This window comes from Nocardia sp. CC213A (genome assembly GCF_030766805.1).
Lineage (GTDB): Bacteria > Actinomycetota > Actinomycetes > Mycobacteriales > Mycobacteriaceae > Nocardia > Nocardia otitidiscaviarum.
In genome coordinates, this window is sequence record NZ_JASFXA010000019.1 from 64,946 (window position 1) to 79,934 (window position 14,989).

Sequence of the window (14,989 nt, forward strand, 5' to 3'; positions counted from 1 at the left end):
CCGCCTCAAAAGAGGATTATCATCCCACAAATCAGCGATGCCAAAACTATGCTGAATAGTTGCCGAATGGTTATCGCAGTTTCGAGGACTCGAAATTGCCCTGGATCGGTGTCATCTGAACGCATGTCCAGTAGTGGGCGGCGGTGAGTCGAGCGCATATTTCCCCCGCTCGTGCGGGTTATGACATCCATCACAAGCTCGTGAGATCATGAAATCCACGGTGTCCTCCCATCGAAATTCCCCCGCCTATTTCCATTCGCGACGCGCCTGGCGAATCGGGCTGGAAGTGAATCGGAAGATCGATGGCGAATAATTCCAAGGGGAAGTATTCAAAGGAGGTCCTAGCAATGTTGACGCGATTCGAGTGGCTGACAGGGGGCGAAGTGATGCGGGACCAGGCGATGCCCATGGTGGAACCCGAGATCTCCGGCTTCTACCTGGACCGAGACGGTGATATTTGGGAGCGGCGCAGCGAGGGCTGGCGGCTGATCCTGCAGCGTGGCGTGGCCGTCGATCCCGAGGCGCTGTGGGACTGGGCCGAAGGCCACGTCCGCGATTACGCCCCGTTCACCCTCGTGCACGGCGACGCCCACGCCGCCCGCATGGCGGCCGTCGCCTTCCCGACCGCGCACCCGAAGGACGGCACCGCGCGGTAGCGGCCCGCCGAGAGGCGGAGCAGGCCGATGGCGCCGCCGTCACGTGGCGGCGGAACACCGGTCGCTCCGGCTCGCGGGCATGTCCGCTGACCTGCGGGTGAGCGCTAGTTCAGGCGGCGGATGTCCCCGCGTACCCGGTAGAACCCGCCGCGGCCCGATTCGGCCACCGCGTCCACTACATAGCGCGCTCCGGCCTCGCGAATGTCGCGCGGGAACTGCACGTTCCACTCGGGCCGGTAGCCCGGCGACACCACGTGCACGCGCAGACCGCCACCTTCGTGCACGCACTCCACCACGATGCCGTTGCCCGCGTCCGAAGCCACCTCCACGGTGGCGCTGGGCGTGACAGCCGACATCTCCGGCGCCTTGACCGATACCGTCCGCGGCAGCACGCCCTGTTCGGCGTCGTGGACGGCGTCCTCGCTGACATCGATGCAGGCCAGCGCGCCGCTGGTGGTGACCAGATACAGCCGCTGGTCGTGGTACTGCATGGAGTACGCCGAACCGCAGCCGGTGCCCAGCTTCCACAGCCGCTGTCCGTCGGCGGTGAAGCAGTAGACCGAGGAGTAGTTGTCGCCTGCGAACACGTAGCGGCCGTCCGGCGAGGTGGCGCAGGAGAATACGGCCGCATCGCACTGGTAGGTGCGTTCGGCCTGCCCGTCCTTGGCCACCATGCGCACCTGGTTGTGGCTGGTGCCCGCGTAGACCGCCGTGCTCTCCTGCCATCCGAACAGCACCGCGCCGCCCGTGCGCACCTGCCACCGACGTTCGCCCCCGGCCAGGTCGTACCTGGTGACGCCGTCCGAATGTCCGTGGTACACACCGTCGTCGTCGATGCGCACCATCCAGCCGGAATCGCCGTTGCTGCGCCGCGACCACAGCGATTGCTCCTCATGGTCGATGACGGTGAGTCCGCCCTGCACGTCGGAGACGCCGAGCAGGCCGTCGTGGATGTCGAGCCAGTAGATATCGGTATTGCTGGCGATATCGTAGGCGGCGCGCGGTACCTTGCCCGACAGGTCGTAGACGCGGCCGTCGTCGCAGCCCGCGTAGATCCAGAAGTCGTCGGCCACGATGCACTTCACCGAGTCGGGCAGCCGAAAGCGGCCGATGACCTCTCCGTGCGGGGTCAGTGTGAAGACGTCCCCACGCTCGTTGCCGACCCAGCATCGGTGTTCGTCCACGAAGATGCCGAAGGCTGCGGCCCCGGAATCGAAAGTCCACAGTACCGGTGCGGATTTCGCGGTGGAGCGTTGACTGACGATGGCCCGTCGGGCCACCGGGCGCGCGGCGCGCGCACCCATGACCGCGGCGGCGTAGCCCTTGCGCAGCTTCTCGCCGATCTTCTTGTCCGCCGCCGCCCGCGCCTTCTCGGGCGTGGCGAACGAGCTCACCTTCACCTGCCCGCTCTCCCCGATGCGTCCGTAGCGGATGGTCACCTGTGTGCCCACCACGGCCACTTCGTAGAACTTGTGCGCCGAACCGCTGTCCTCGGACAGCTCGAGATAGGTGGTGCCCCCGTTGGTCATGCTGTAGCTCCGTGCCTTCGTCAGATGAAATCGCTGCGAAAGCTAGCAGGGCACACCGACATTCGCTGCGGTTGTATCGGATCGGGCCTCAGAGGAAGACCTGCGCGGCCAAACCCGCCAGCGCGCCGCCCAGCAGTGGGCCGAGCACGGGCACCCAGGCGTAGGCCCAGTCGGGGTCCTTGCGGTGGGCGGTTTCGCGGTCGGGCAGGTCGCGGTGGCCGCCGACGCCCACGCCGAGGTCGGCCGACACGGCCTTGGGCGGCACCTCGGCGGAGTGCTGGGTGGGCAGCAGCGCGTAGGCGATACGGGGGCCGAGGTCGCGGGCCGGGTTGATGGCGTACCCGGTGGGGCCGCCCAGGGATGCGCCGATGCCGACGACCAGCAGGGCCGCGGCGAGCGGGCCCAGGCCGCTGGGGGTCTTGCCGAAGGCCACGATGACGAAGACCAGCACGAAGGTGGCGATCACCTCGGTGAGGAAGTTCCACGGGTAGGAGCGGATGGCGGGCACCGTGGAGAACACCCCGAGCTTCTTCTCCTCGTCGGGTTCGGCGTCGAAGTGTCGTTTGTAGGCGAGGTAGGCCACGCACGCGCCGAGGAACGCACCCACCAGTTGGCCGCTGAGATAGGCCAGGGTGTTGGCCGCGTTCACCGGAACGCCGGGCGCGTATTCGTCGAATCCGGCGAACAGATTGCCGAAGGTGACGGCCGGATTCAGATGGCCGCCGGTCTTGTAGGCCGCATAGACACCCGCGAAGACGCCGAGACCCCAGCCGAAGGAAATGAGCAGCCAGCCGCCGTCGAAGCCTTTCGACTTGGCTAGCAACACATTGGCGACAACACCGGCGCCGAGCAGGATCAAGATACCTGTGCCTAGTGCCTCACTCGCGAATATCGTGCCGAAATCCATGAATAGAGCCTCCGATCCGCGGGGGGACGCGGATGCGACCCCGGGCCTGAAATGACTCTACGATTCTCACTCAGCAAACTCTTGGAAACACACACGATCATCTCGAATGGGGCATGATAAATCCCACATTCGCCCCGCCGGCCCCGGGCGCTGAAAACGCTTGTGCCGCGCCGGAACCGACGTTCCGGCGCGGCGGCGTGAAGGGGTACGGCGGCGGCCGATCAGCGGGCGGCCACCAGCCGGGCGGCGTTCGCGGACTCGTCGTCGCGGGCTTCGTTGGCGGCCAGCTCCGCGTGCACCCGGTCGTTGTAGCGGTTGACCTCCGCGCTGGTCCGCTCGGCGTCCCAACCCAGGTGCGGGGCCACCAGTTCGGCGATCGCGGCGGCGGCGCGGAGACCGCGGTCGGCCACCTCGATGGAGATGCGGGTGCGGCGGGTCAGGATGTCGTCGAGATGCAGCGCGCCCTCGTGGGTGGCCGAGTAGACGGCCTCCGCGCCGATGTAGTCCTCCGCGCCCGGAATCGGGTGGCGCAGTGCGGGATCGCGGGCGATGAGCTCGAACAGATCCTTGGCCACCGCGCCGTAGCGGCCCAGCAGGTGCTCGACGGTCTGCACCGGCAGGCCCGCGTCCTTGGCGACGCCCGGGATATCGGCCAGCATCTCCTGGTATCCGGCCGCGCCGAGCAGCGGCAGATGCTCGGTCACCGAGTCGGCGACACCGCTGCCGAGCCCCTCGACCGCGGCGTTCACCACGTCGGCGGCCATCACCCGGTAGGTGGTGTACTTGCCGCCCGCGATGACGAACAGGCCCGGCACCGGCTCGGCCACCGCGTGCTCCCGCGACAGCTTGGACGTGTCCGAGGAGGCGCCCGAGAGCAGCGGACGCAGCCCGGCGTAGGTGCCGACGATGTCGTCCTCGGTGAGCGGTTCCTTCAGCAGGGTGTTGACGTGGTCGAGGATGTAGCGCACATCCGCCGCGCTGGCGGCCGGGTGGTCCTTGTCGAAGGCCCAGTCGGTGTCGGTGGTGCCGATGATCCAGTGCTGCTCCCACGGGATCACGAACAGCACGCTCTTCTCGGTGCGCATGATGATGCCGGTGTCCATGTTCAGCCGCTCGCGCGGCACCATGATGTGCACGCCCTTGGACATGCGCACGTGGAACGGGAAGTCCACGCCGGTCATCCGGTTCATCTCGTCGGTCCACACGCCGGTGGCGGAGATGACGCTGCGGGCGCGCACGTTGTATTCGCGGCCGGTCTCCAGATCCATGACGGTCGCGCCGATCACGCGCTGCCCCTCGCGCAGCAGGCCGGTCACCCGGGTGCGGGTGAGCACGGTCGCGCCGTGCTTGGCGGCGGTGCGGGCCAGCGTCATGACGTAGCGGGCGTCGTCGACCTGGGCGTCGTAGTAGCGGATCGCGCCGGTGAGCGCGTCGTCCTTGAGCGCCGGGGCCAATTCCAGTGCGCCGGAACGGGTCAGGTGCTTGTGCATGGGCACTGCCCGCGCGCCGCCGAGGGTGTCGTAGAGGGCGACGCCCGCGCCGATGTAGGCGCGCTCCCAGACCCGATGCTGGAGCGGGAACAGGAACGAGACCGGGTGCACCAGATGCGGTGCGATCTTGTTCAGCAGCAGGCCGCGTTCCTTCAAAGCCTCACGCACCAGCGCGAAGTCGAGCTGTTCCAGGTAGCGCAGCCCGCCGTGGATGAGCTTGCTGGAGCGGCTGGAGGTACCGGCCGCCCAGTCGCGGGCCTCCACCAGGGTGACGTTCAGGCCGCGGGCGGCGGCGTCCAGGGCGGCCCCGGCGCCGACGATGCCGCCGCCGACCACGAGGACGTCGATCTCGGTGTCCTCCAGGTGCGCGATGGCGTCGTCGCGGTAGGCGCGATCCAAGCGTGCAGACACGGGAATCTCCTTGTTCTCCAGGGTGATAAGTCTTGTGGGGGCCGGGGATCAGTCGTCGAGATCGACCCAGTCGAGGGTGCGCGCCACGGCCTTCTTCCAACGGCCGTAACCTTTTTCGCGCTGCTCCTCGGACCAGGTGGGTTCCCAGCGCTTGTCCTCGTGCCAGTTGCGGACGAGTTCGTCGGTGCTGCTCCAGAATCCGACCGCGAGCCCGGCGGCGTAGGCCGCGCCGAGCGCGGTGGTCTCGCGAACCACGGGGCGCGACACCGGAACTCCGAGGATGTCGGACTGCAACCGCATGCACAGTTCGTTGGCGGTGATGCCGCCGTCCACCCGCAGGGTGTCGAGTTTGACCCCCGAGTCGGCCTCCATGGCCTCCACCACGTCGCGGGTCTGGTAGCCGATGGCCTCCAGCGTGGCCCGGGCGATGTGGGCGTTGGTGCTGTAGCGCGACAGGCCGATGATGATGCCGCGGGCGTCGGAGCGCCAGTAGGGCGCGAACAGTCCGGAGAAGGCGGGCACGAACACCACCCCGCCGGTGTCGGCCACCTGGCTGGCGAGCAGTTCGCTCTGGGTGGCCCCGGCGATGATGCCGAGCTGATCACGCAGCCACTGCACCGCCGAACCGGTGACGGCGATGGAGCCCTCCAGTGCGTACACCGGCGCGTCGTCGCCGAACCGATAGGCCACGGTGGTGAGCAGTCCGTGCTGCGAGCGCACGATATCGGTGCCGGTGTTGAGCAGCAGGAAGTTTCCGGTGCCGTAGGTGTTCTTGGCCTCGCCGGGCCGGAAGCACACCTGTCCCACGGTGGCGGCCTGCTGATCGCCGAGAATGCCGGTGAGCGGCACCGCGCCCTTGAACGGGCCGTCGGGGTTGGTGAGCCCGAACATCTCCGGATTCGACGACGGGGCGATGGTCGGCAGCATGGCCCGCGGCACCCCGAACACGGCGAGCAATTCGTCGTCCCAGTCCAGGGTTTCCAGGTCCATGAGCATGGTGCGGGAGGCATTGGTGGGGTCGGTGACGTGCACGCCGCCGTGGATGCCGCCGGTGAGGTTCCACAGCAGCCAGGTGTCCGGGGTGCCGAACAGCGCGTCGCCGCGCTCGGCGTCTTCTCGCACACCCGGGATGTTCTCCAGGATCCACTTCAGCTTGCCGCCGGAGAAGTAGGTGGCGGGCGGCAGGCCGGTCTTGCGGCGGATGAGTTCGCCGTGGGTGCGGTCGAGTTCGGCCGCGATGCGATCGGTGCGGGTGTCCTGCCAGACGATGGCGTTGCAGTAGGGGCGGCCGGTGCGCCGGTCCCACACGATGGTGGTCTCGCGCTGATTGGTGATGCCGACCGCGGCCAGGTCGGCGGCGGAGAGGTTCGAGGAGGTGAGCACGGTTTTGACGACCGTGCGCGTGCGCTCCCAGATCTCGGCCGGATTGTGCTCGACCCACCCGGCGTGCGGCATGATCTGCTCATGCTCGAGCTGGTGGCGGGCAACCTCGTTGCCATCGTGGTCGAAGACCATGAAACGAGTGCTCGTCGTTCCCTGGTCGATGGCTCCGATGTATCGGCTCATCGTGTCCCTTTCGAAAGGCTCACCTTTGAGCCCGTCGTATGCCCTGGTGGACGCGGGTGGCGGCCACGTTCGACCACGAATCTACGAGTCGATGAGTGCGCTCAACAGTGGACGCGTTCGACAATGTCGAACGTTTCGGTGGCTGCTCGGTCACAGGTGTCGCTACCGTCCGGCGAATTCCGAACGGATAGGTTCGTGACGTGCCGGGTCCCATCCAGTCCATCGAGCGCGCCGCCGCCGTGCTCCGCCTGCTGGCGCGCGGCTCCGGACGCATGGGCGTCGGCGAGATCGCGGCGGCGCTCGGCCTGGCCAAGCCGACGGCGCACGGCATCCTGCGCACCCTGCAGGGCGTCGGCTTCGTCGACCAGGACCCGGCGACCGGCAAGTACTTCCTGGGCGCGGCGCTGGACCAACTCGGCGGCGGCTACCTGGACGCGAACGAACTGCGTTCGCGCGCCATCAACTGGGCCGACGCCCTGGCGGCACGCACCGGGGAAGCGGTGCGCATCGCCGCGCCCCAGCACGCTGCGGTGGTGGTCGTGCACCACGTCTTCCGTCCCGACAACACCGAACAGGCGTTGGCCGTGGGGGAGTCGTTGCCGCCGCATGCCACCGCCCTCGGCAAGGTGCTGCTGGCCTACGACGCGGAGTTGGCCGCCGGTCTGCGCGGTGCGACCCTGACCGCGTCGACCTACCGCACCATCACCGACCGCGGCACGCTGAACCGGGCCCTGTCCGAGGTGCGCCGCGCCGGCTGGGCGGGTGAGATGGAGGAGTTCCACACCGGCGAGGCGGGCATCGCGGCCCCCATCCGTTCCCGCGGCGGCCTGGTGGTCGGCGCGATCGGCATCTCCGGCCCCGTGGACCGGCTCTGCGACGCCCGGTCGCACCCGCGCCGCCCCCTGGTCGACCGCGTCCGCGACGCGGCGCATGCGGTGTCACGGGATCTCGGTGCGGCGCAGTGATATTCGGTCCAGTGATATTCGAACGTAACCTCGGGAGCCGGGAATGACGCAACGGTATGTGCTGGCCATCGACCAGGGCACCACATCGACCAGGTGCATCCTGTTCGACCAGCGCGCCCGCCTGGCCGGAGTGGCCCAGCGCGAGCACCGCCAGCACTACCCGCGCCCCGGCTGGGTGGAGCAGGACGCGCAGGAGATCTGGCGCAATGTCGAACGCATAGTGCCTGCCGCCCTGCGGAATTCGGGTATCGAGATCGACCAGGTGTCGGCCGTCGGCATCGCGAATCAGCGCGAGACCACCGTGGTGTGGGACCGGCGCACCGGGGTGCCCATCGGCCGGGCCATCGTCTGGCAGGACGTGCGTACCGAGCCGGTGGTGCGGGAGCTTTCGAAAATGCCCGGGGCGCAGCGTGTCCGGGAACTCTGCGGCCTCCCGCTGGCGACCTACTTCGCCGCTCCCCGGTTGCGCTGGCTGCTGGATACGGTGCCCGGCCTGCGCGTCCGCGCCGACCGCGGCGAGGTGCTGTTCGGCACCATGGAGACCTGGCTCATCTGGAACCTGACCGGCGGCGTCGACGGCGGCGAGCACGTCACCGACGTCACGAACGCGGGCCGCACCCTGCTCATGAATCTCGACACCCTGGCCTGGGACGACGAGTTGCTGCGGTTCTTCGACATCCCGAAGGCGATGCTGCCGCGCATCGAACCGTCCACCGGGTCGTTCGGCACCGCTCGAAAAGTGCTGCCGGGCATAAGCATAGCGGCGGCACTGGGCGACCAGCACGCGGCCCTGTTCGGCCAGACCTGCTTCGCGCCCGGGGAGACCGAATGCACGTACGGCACCGGCGGCTTCCTCATGATGAACACCGGCCGCGAGCTGATCCGTTCGCAACACGGACTGCTGACGACCATCGGCTACCAGGTCGGCAAGGAACCGGTGTACGCCCTGGAGGGCCCCATCGCCGTCACCGGCTCGCTGGTCCAGTGGGTGCGTGACAACATCGGCCTCATCGGTTCCGCCCCCGAAATCGAAACCCTCGCCCGCACAGTGGAAGACAACGGCGGCTGCTACCTCGTCCCCGCCTTCTCCGGCCTGTACGCACCCCACTGGCGCAGCGACGCCCGCGGCCTGCTCATCGGCCTCACCTCCTACGTCACCAAGGGCCACATCGCCCGAGCGGTCCTGGAAGCGACAGCCTGGCAGACCCGCGACGTGGTCGAGGCCATGAACGCCGATTCCGGCCTGCACGCCCAATCCCTGCGCGTGGCAGGCGGAATGACCTCCGACAACCTGCTCATGCAGATCATCGCCGACGTACTCGACATCCCCGTGCAACGGCCGATAGTCGCCGAAACCGTCTCCCTCGGAGCTGCTTACGCGGCCGGACTGGCAGTGGGGTACTGGCCGGATCTGGAAGGTCTGCGTAGCAATCGGCGAGTAGCGGCGCAGTGGATTCCCGCCATGGAAGCCGGATTGCGGGAAACCGAATACGAGAACTGGCGGCGGGCCGTCGAGCTGACATTCGGATGGTTTCGAGGCAAGAGCTGAGCCGAAGAATGGGACATTTCTTGTCTGAGTATCTGTGGTTCGGTGTCACATCGCCTGCTCATCGAGATCGGTGACCGGAACCTGCCCGCATGATCGGACGCCGGGGCCTGCACCGGTATCAGGTGGAAGCCCTGCGCGATGCGTGACCCGGTCAGAGCCCCCGCTACCGTCATGTCCATGCAACTGCACGTCGGATGCGCAATGTGGACCCACCCGGCCTGGCGCGATCACCAACCCACCCCCTCACGCCGCCTCCACAGCTATGCGACCTGGTGCAACGCGGTAGAGGGCAACACCACCTTCTACGCCACCCCCGCCCGCAAGTCGGTGGAGCAGTGGGCCGAGCAGACCGCCCCCGACTTCCGCTTCGTCCTCAAACTCCCCAAGACCGTCACCCACGAGCGCCGATTGCACGGAGCCGAGCGGGAATTGCGGACCTTCCTGGACGCCGTCGAACCTCTCGGCCCACGTTTGCACGCGCTCTGGGTTCAGCTCCCGGGCTCGTTCGGCCCGAGCGATCTCGGCACACTGGCGAGATTCCTGCGGACCCTTCCCGGCCGCTGCGCGGTGGAGGTCCGGCATCCGGCGTTCTTCACCGACGAGCGAGCCGCCCAGCAGTTGGAGCGCGCGCTGGCGACCGTCGACGCCGAGTGGATACCGTTCGACACCGCAATACTTTTCGACGGTCCCGCCACCAGTCCCGCCGAGTACGAGGCGCGGTCGAAGAAGCCGAATCTGCCGCGCCGCACCGCGGCGCTCACCGAGTTCCCGATCGTGCGCTACCACGGTCGCGACGACGACGATCGCACCGTCGCCGGTTGGCGGCCGTGGGTGGATGTCACGGCGGAGTGGTTGCGGGAGGGGCGATCTCCGACGGTCTTCATCCACACCCCCGACAATGCGAGTTCGCTACCGCTGGCACGGGCGTTCCACGAGGAGGTACGCACCCGCGTCCCCGAGTTGCCCGCGTTGCCCGAGCCCGAGCAGACGGACCCCATGACGCTGTTCTGAGCCATGAGCCATGAGCCATGAGCCATGAGCCGCGTCTGCGCTCCCGGTCTCAGGCCGCGTCGTCGGTCTCGACGAATCCCGGCACCCATTCGCGCACCAGGGCGAGGAACGGCCCCGTGGTGTCCAGTTGCGCGCAGATGCCCGCCACCCCGCCGAGCACCCGCCCGATCATCGGCATCTCGGGAAACTCCGGTGTCGCTTTGAAGGCCAGCGCGTTGTTGATCGACATATTGCGCACGTCCATGGAGCGCTGCGCCTGATCCTGGAGCACCTGCCGGGTCATGTGGAACTCCTCCTCGCGTAGCAGCGCCACCAGCGGCCCCAGCGTGCGTTGCAGCGGGCCGATATCGACGGTGGTGCCCTCCTTCACGAACCCGGAGCGGCGTACCACGTCGACCGCCCTGTCGAAGTCCTCCGCCAGCAGGTAGCGCGCGGTCTCGCCGATGAAAGACGGTAGCCCGTTGGGTGTTTCGGTGCACGCGCCGAAGTCGATGATGCCCAGCCGCCCGTCCTCGAGCAGCCGGAAGTTGCCCGGGTGCGGATCGCAGTGCAGGATGCCGAACCGTGCGGGCGACGATACCGCCAACTCCCACAGCAGGATTCCGGCGCGGTCGCGCTGTTCCCGATCGCCCCCGGTGATCACCTTGGACAGCGGCATCCCGTCCATCCACTCGGTGACCATGACCTTGGGCGCGGAGGCGACCACCTTGGGTACGAAGAACTTCGGATCGTCCGGCCCCAGCGCCTTGGCGAACCGCCGCTGATAGTCGCATTCGATGCGGTAGTCGAGCTCGTCGTGGGTGCGGTCGATGAACTCGTCGACCAGTTCCTTCACATCCGCCCCGGGCAGGATGAGGTTGAACACCGACGAGAACATCTTCAGCAGCGCCAGATCCGCCTTCAGGGACTCCTCGGCGTGCGGGTACTGCACCTTCACCGCGACATCGCGGCCATCGGACCACACCGCCCGGTGCACCTGTCCGATGCTGGCCGCCGCCACGGGTTTCGGATCGAAGGAGCGGAAGCGGTCGCGCCACCGCGTGCCCAGCTGCTGGGTCAGCATGCGGTAGGTGTCCGCCTCCGGCATGGGCGGTGCTTCGGCCTGGAGTTTGACCAGGGCCTCCCGATAGCGGTCGGCGAATTGCGGCGGTACCGCGGCCTCCATGACCGACAGCGCCTGCCCGACCTTCATGGCCCCGCCCTTGAGTTCGCCGAGCACGGTGAACACCTGGTCGGCGGCCTCGGCGATAAGTTTCTCGTCGAGTTCGCCGCGCTCGGCCCCGGTGATGATCCGGGTACCGAGGGCCGCGGCGCGTTTGGCCATGATGCTCATCGGCAGGGCCGCCAGTCTGGCCCCGCGTGCGATCCCCTTGCGTCTGGTTCCGGCCACAGTCACGTCCTCACACCCACACCCGATCGTCTTGGTCGCCACTGTCCCAGACGGGTTCTGCGGCGTCAAGGCGAGGGTTGTGTAGGGTTCACGTGCGTGTCGCCGGGGAGACCGGTTCGATCGACGCCCGATAATGTGGGGCAATCTTCCGGCGACCGTAGTTTTCGAGCTTTTTCCGCACCACCGCTTTCCCGCTCCCGCCGCCCGTGCGCGCGGGGCGTTATGGCCACTGACCAGGCGTGTTACGGAGAGTGAGCGACAGATGAGTTCTTATACGAGCGCGGACGGCTTCCCCGATGTCGTCGTCACCAGCCTCGCGGCCACCACGTCCATCGCGGGTGATATCGATTCCACCTGGAAGGGACTGTTGAGCGGCGAGAGCGGAATCGATGTTCTCGACGATTCCTTCATCGACGATTTCGAGTTGCCGGTGCGCATCGGCGGCCACCTGAAGGTGTCTCCCGGTGCCTCCCTCACTCCGGGTGAGGTGCGGCGGCTGTCCTACGTCGAGCAGATGGCGACGGTCCTCGGCCGCGAGGTCTGGCGAAACGCCGGCAATCCCGAGGTGGACACCAACCGCCTCGGCGTCTCCATCGGCACCGGTCTCGGTGGCGCGGAGTCGCTGATCGTGGCCCGCGACAAACTGTCCAAGGGCGGCTACCGCAAGGTGTCCCCGCTGACCGTGCAGTGTGTGATGCCCAATGGCCCCGCCGCCTGCGTCGGTCTGGAGTTGGGTGCGAAGGCCGGTGTGACGACCCCGGTTTCGGCCTGTTCCTCGGGGTCGGAGGCGATCGCCAATGCCTGGCGCATGATCGTCATGGGCGATGCCGACATGGTCGTCACCGGCGGCGTGGAGGGGTCCATCCAGGCCCTGCCCATCGCGGCCTTCACCATGATGCGGGCCATGAGCACCCGCAACGACGACCCGAAGTCGGCCTCGCGCCCGTTCGACGCGGACCGTGACGGTTTCGTCTTCGGCGAGGCCGGTGCGCTCATGGTGATCGAGACCGAGGAGCACGCCAAGGCGCGCGGTGCGACCATCCACGCCCGCCTCATGGGCGCCGGAATCACCTCGGACGGTTTCCATCTGGTGGCCCCCGATCCGGAGGGCACCGGCGCGGCGCGGGCCATGACCCGGGCGCTGGAGACCGCGGGCATCACGAAAACCGATGTCACGCATATCAATGCGCACGCCACCGCCACGCCCATCGGCGATACCGCCGAGTGCAACGCCATCCACAAGGCGATCGGCAACCACGCCTCGGTGTACGCCCCGAAATCCGCTTTGGGGCACTCCATCGGCGCGGTGGGCGCGCTGGAATCGGTCATCACCGTGATGAGCATTCGCGACGAGGTGATCCCACCCACGCTGAATTTGGACAATTTGGACCCGGAAATCGATCTCGACGTCGTGCGCGGGCAGGCCCGAACGGGGCGAATCGACTACGCGGTCAACAACTCCTTCGGATTCGGCGGGCACAACGTCGCGCTGGCATTCGGCCGGTACTGAGTGTCGCCGATCACCACACCTGCTACTGTTTCCCAGCTTTGGTGTGTGTCGATCTTTGTTCGGTGTCACTGCACGATGGAGTGCGTTGAAAAAGGATAGGGAATGATCGGCGAGACCTTCGATGACTATCTGGACGAGCACGGCAATATCAAGATCACGGGCGACTGGACCCTGATCGACGTCGTCGACAAACACAGCGAGACGAATCAGGACGATCTCGCTTACCGCTATATCGACTATTCGCGGGAACGCGACGGCGAGTACCACGAGCTCACCTGGCGGCAGTTCGGCGTCCGGCTGCGGGCCGTGGCGGCCCGGCTGCAACAGGTGACGCGGCCGGGCGACCGGGTGGCGATCCTGGCCCCGCAGGGCCTGGACTACATCGTCGGCATGTTCGCCGCGGTCTACGCCGGGAATATCGCCGTACCCCTGTTCGATCCGGATGAGCAGGGCCATTCGGATCGGCTGCACGCGGTGCTGGGCGACTGCGAGCCCACGGCCATCCTCACGGTCGGTTCGGCGGCGGCGGGGGTGCGGGAGCTGTTCCGCCACCTGCCCGCGCCGCAGCGGCCGCGCATCCTCGCCGTGGAGGCGATTCCGGACACCGTCGGCCAGACCTGGGTGCGCCCGGAACTCGACATCGACAGCGTCGCCTACCTGCAGTACACCTCCGGCTCCACCCGCACCCCCGCGGGCGTGGAGATCACCCACCGGGCGGTGGCGACCAACCTGTTGCAGATGATCGACGCCATCGGCATCACGGCGAACGCGCGCGGCGTCACCTGGCTGCCGCTGTTCCACGATATGGGGCTGCTGACGGTGATCCTGCCGACCATCGGCGGCAAGTTCATCACCATCATGTCGCCGAGCGCCTTCGTGCGCCGCCCGTACCGCTGGATCAAGGAATTGGCGGCGCAAGAGGACGGGGCCGAGATCTTCGCGGCGGCACCGAATTTCGCCTACGAGCACGCCGCGCTGCGCGGACTGCCCAAGCCGGGCGAGGAGCTGGACCTGTCGAATGTGATCGGCCTGATCAACGGCAGCGAACCGGTGTCGGTGGCGTCGATGAAGAAGTTCAACGACGCCTTCGCGCCCTACGGCCTGCCCAGGACGGCCATCAAGCCCTGCTACGGCATGGCGGAGGCGACCCTGTTCGTCTCGGCCACCAAGCGCGAGGACGAGGCCCGCGTGGTCTACGTCGACCGCGGGGAGCTCAATGCCGGGCGCATGACGCCGGTCGAGCCGGACGCCGACAGCGCCGTGGCCCAGGTGTCCTGTGGTTATGTGGCGCTGTCGCAATGGGCCGTGATCGTGGATCCGGAGAACGGCAAGGAACGCCCCGACGGCGAGGTCGGCGAGATCTGGCTGCACGGCCAGAACATGGGCATCGGCTACTGGGGTCGGCCGGAGGAGTCGATCGCGACCTTCCACAACACCCTGACCGCCCGCCAGCCCATGGGCAGTCACGCCGAGGGCACCGCGCCGGGCGCGAAGTGGATGCGCACCGGGGATTTCGGCGCCTATCTCGACGGCGAGCTCTACATCACCGGCCGCGTCAAGGATCTGGTCATCGTGGACGGCCGCAACCACTATCCGCAGGATCTGGAGTACACCGCGCAGGAGGCCAGCACCGCGCTGCGGCCGGGCTTCGTCGCGGCCTTCTCGGTTCCGGCCGACCAGCTGCCGCCCGAGGTCGAATCCGGCCCCGGCGAGTCCGGTGAGGTGCTCGTGGTGGTCGCCGAACGTGGTACGGGCGCGGCGAAATTGGATCCGCGGCCCATCGCCGAGGCGGTGCGCGCCGCCATCGCCAAGCGCCACGGCGTGACGGTGCGCGATCTGCTGCTGGTGCCCGCGGGCTCGATTCCCCGCACCTCCAGCGGCAAGATCGCGCGGCGGGCCTGCCGAGCGGCGTATGTGGAAGGCACGCTGCGCGGGGGATACCAGCAGAAGGATTTCCCCGACCAGGCGGACTGAGCGCGGAGCGTCGTCGTGAGCAGAGGGGTGC

The 14,989-nt window shown here is 67.8% G+C and carries 11 protein-coding genes; 6 read left to right on the top strand and 5 right to left on the bottom strand.

What is annotated here, in order from left to right:
- Nucleotides 1-347: 347 nt before the first annotated feature.
- Nucleotides 348-656, top strand: coding sequence for a hypothetical protein (locus QJS31_RS28810; RefSeq protein ID WP_282785481.1), 309 nt, complete (start codon nucleotides 348-350; stop codon nucleotides 654-656).
- A 104-nt stretch (nucleotides 657-760) separates the two neighbouring features.
- Here the strand turns inward: QJS31_RS28810 and QJS31_RS28815 are convergent, their stop codons facing one another.
- The 4 genes from QJS31_RS28815 to glpK (QJS31_RS28830) form a co-directional block, all read right to left on the bottom strand.
- On the bottom strand, nucleotides 761-2,185 hold the full coding sequence (locus QJS31_RS28815; RefSeq protein WP_282785482.1) for a WGR domain-containing protein: 1,425 nt from the start codon (nucleotides 2,183-2,185) through the stop codon (nucleotides 761-763).
- A gap of 88 nt (nucleotides 2,186-2,273) precedes the next feature.
- Nucleotides 2,274-3,092 (bottom strand): MIP/aquaporin family protein, encoded by an 819-nt coding sequence (locus QJS31_RS28820; protein WP_282785483.1) that lies wholly within the window; start codon nucleotides 3,090-3,092, stop codon nucleotides 2,274-2,276.
- A gap of 221 nt (nucleotides 3,093-3,313) precedes the next feature.
- Nucleotides 3,314-4,993 (bottom strand): glycerol-3-phosphate dehydrogenase, encoded by a 1,680-nt coding sequence (glpD, locus tag QJS31_RS28825; protein ID WP_029926585.1) that lies wholly within the window; start codon nucleotides 4,991-4,993, stop codon nucleotides 3,314-3,316.
- A gap of 48 nt (nucleotides 4,994-5,041) precedes the next feature.
- A complete protein-coding gene (gene glpK, locus QJS31_RS28830) occupies nucleotides 5,042-6,559 on the bottom strand; it encodes a glycerol kinase GlpK (protein WP_282776725.1) in 1,518 nt (505 codons plus the stop codon).
- A 200-nt stretch (nucleotides 6,560-6,759) separates the two neighbouring features.
- On the opposite strand from glpK (QJS31_RS28830), the gene QJS31_RS28835 reads away from it, so the two are divergent.
- The 3 genes from QJS31_RS28835 to QJS31_RS28845 all read left to right on the top strand — a co-directional run bounded on the left by QJS31_RS28835 (nucleotide 6,760) and on the right by QJS31_RS28845 (nucleotide 10,084).
- On the top strand, nucleotides 6,760-7,524 hold the full coding sequence (locus QJS31_RS28835; RefSeq protein ID WP_282776726.1) for an IclR family transcriptional regulator: 765 nt from the start codon (nucleotides 6,760-6,762) through the stop codon (nucleotides 7,522-7,524).
- A 43-nt stretch (nucleotides 7,525-7,567) separates the two neighbouring features.
- The gene (gene glpK, locus QJS31_RS28840) at nucleotides 7,568-9,073 is read left to right on the top strand and encodes a glycerol kinase GlpK (protein WP_282776728.1); all 1,506 of its coding nucleotides are present in this window, start codon (nucleotides 7,568-7,570) and stop codon (nucleotides 9,071-9,073) included.
- A 177-nt stretch (nucleotides 9,074-9,250) separates the two neighbouring features.
- Nucleotides 9,251-10,084 carry a DUF72 domain-containing protein gene (locus QJS31_RS28845; protein ID WP_306358179.1) on the top strand — a complete coding sequence of 278 codons (834 nt, stop codon included), beginning with the start codon at nucleotides 9,251-9,253 and terminating at the stop codon, nucleotides 10,082-10,084.
- A gap of 49 nt (nucleotides 10,085-10,133) precedes the next feature.
- Here QJS31_RS28845 and QJS31_RS28850 read toward each other — a convergent pair whose 3' ends face one another.
- Nucleotides 10,134-11,474 (bottom strand): AarF/ABC1/UbiB kinase family protein, encoded by a 1,341-nt coding sequence (locus QJS31_RS28850; RefSeq protein WP_282776731.1) that lies wholly within the window; start codon nucleotides 11,472-11,474, stop codon nucleotides 10,134-10,136.
- A 262-nt stretch (nucleotides 11,475-11,736) separates the two neighbouring features.
- Between QJS31_RS28850 and QJS31_RS28855 the strand changes: the two genes are divergently transcribed.
- Nucleotides 11,737-12,984: a KasA/KasB family beta-ketoacyl-ACP synthase gene (locus QJS31_RS28855; protein WP_282776732.1), complete on the top strand. Its 1,248-nt coding sequence runs from the start codon at nucleotides 11,737-11,739 to the stop codon at nucleotides 12,982-12,984.
- Between the two features lie 102 nt (nucleotides 12,985-13,086).
- Nucleotides 13,087-14,958, top strand: a complete 1,872-nt coding sequence (gene fadD32 / locus QJS31_RS28860; protein ID WP_372341720.1) for a long-chain-fatty-acid--AMP ligase FadD32 — start codon at nucleotides 13,087-13,089, stop codon at nucleotides 14,956-14,958.
- Nucleotides 14,959-14,989: the final 31 nt, after the last annotated feature.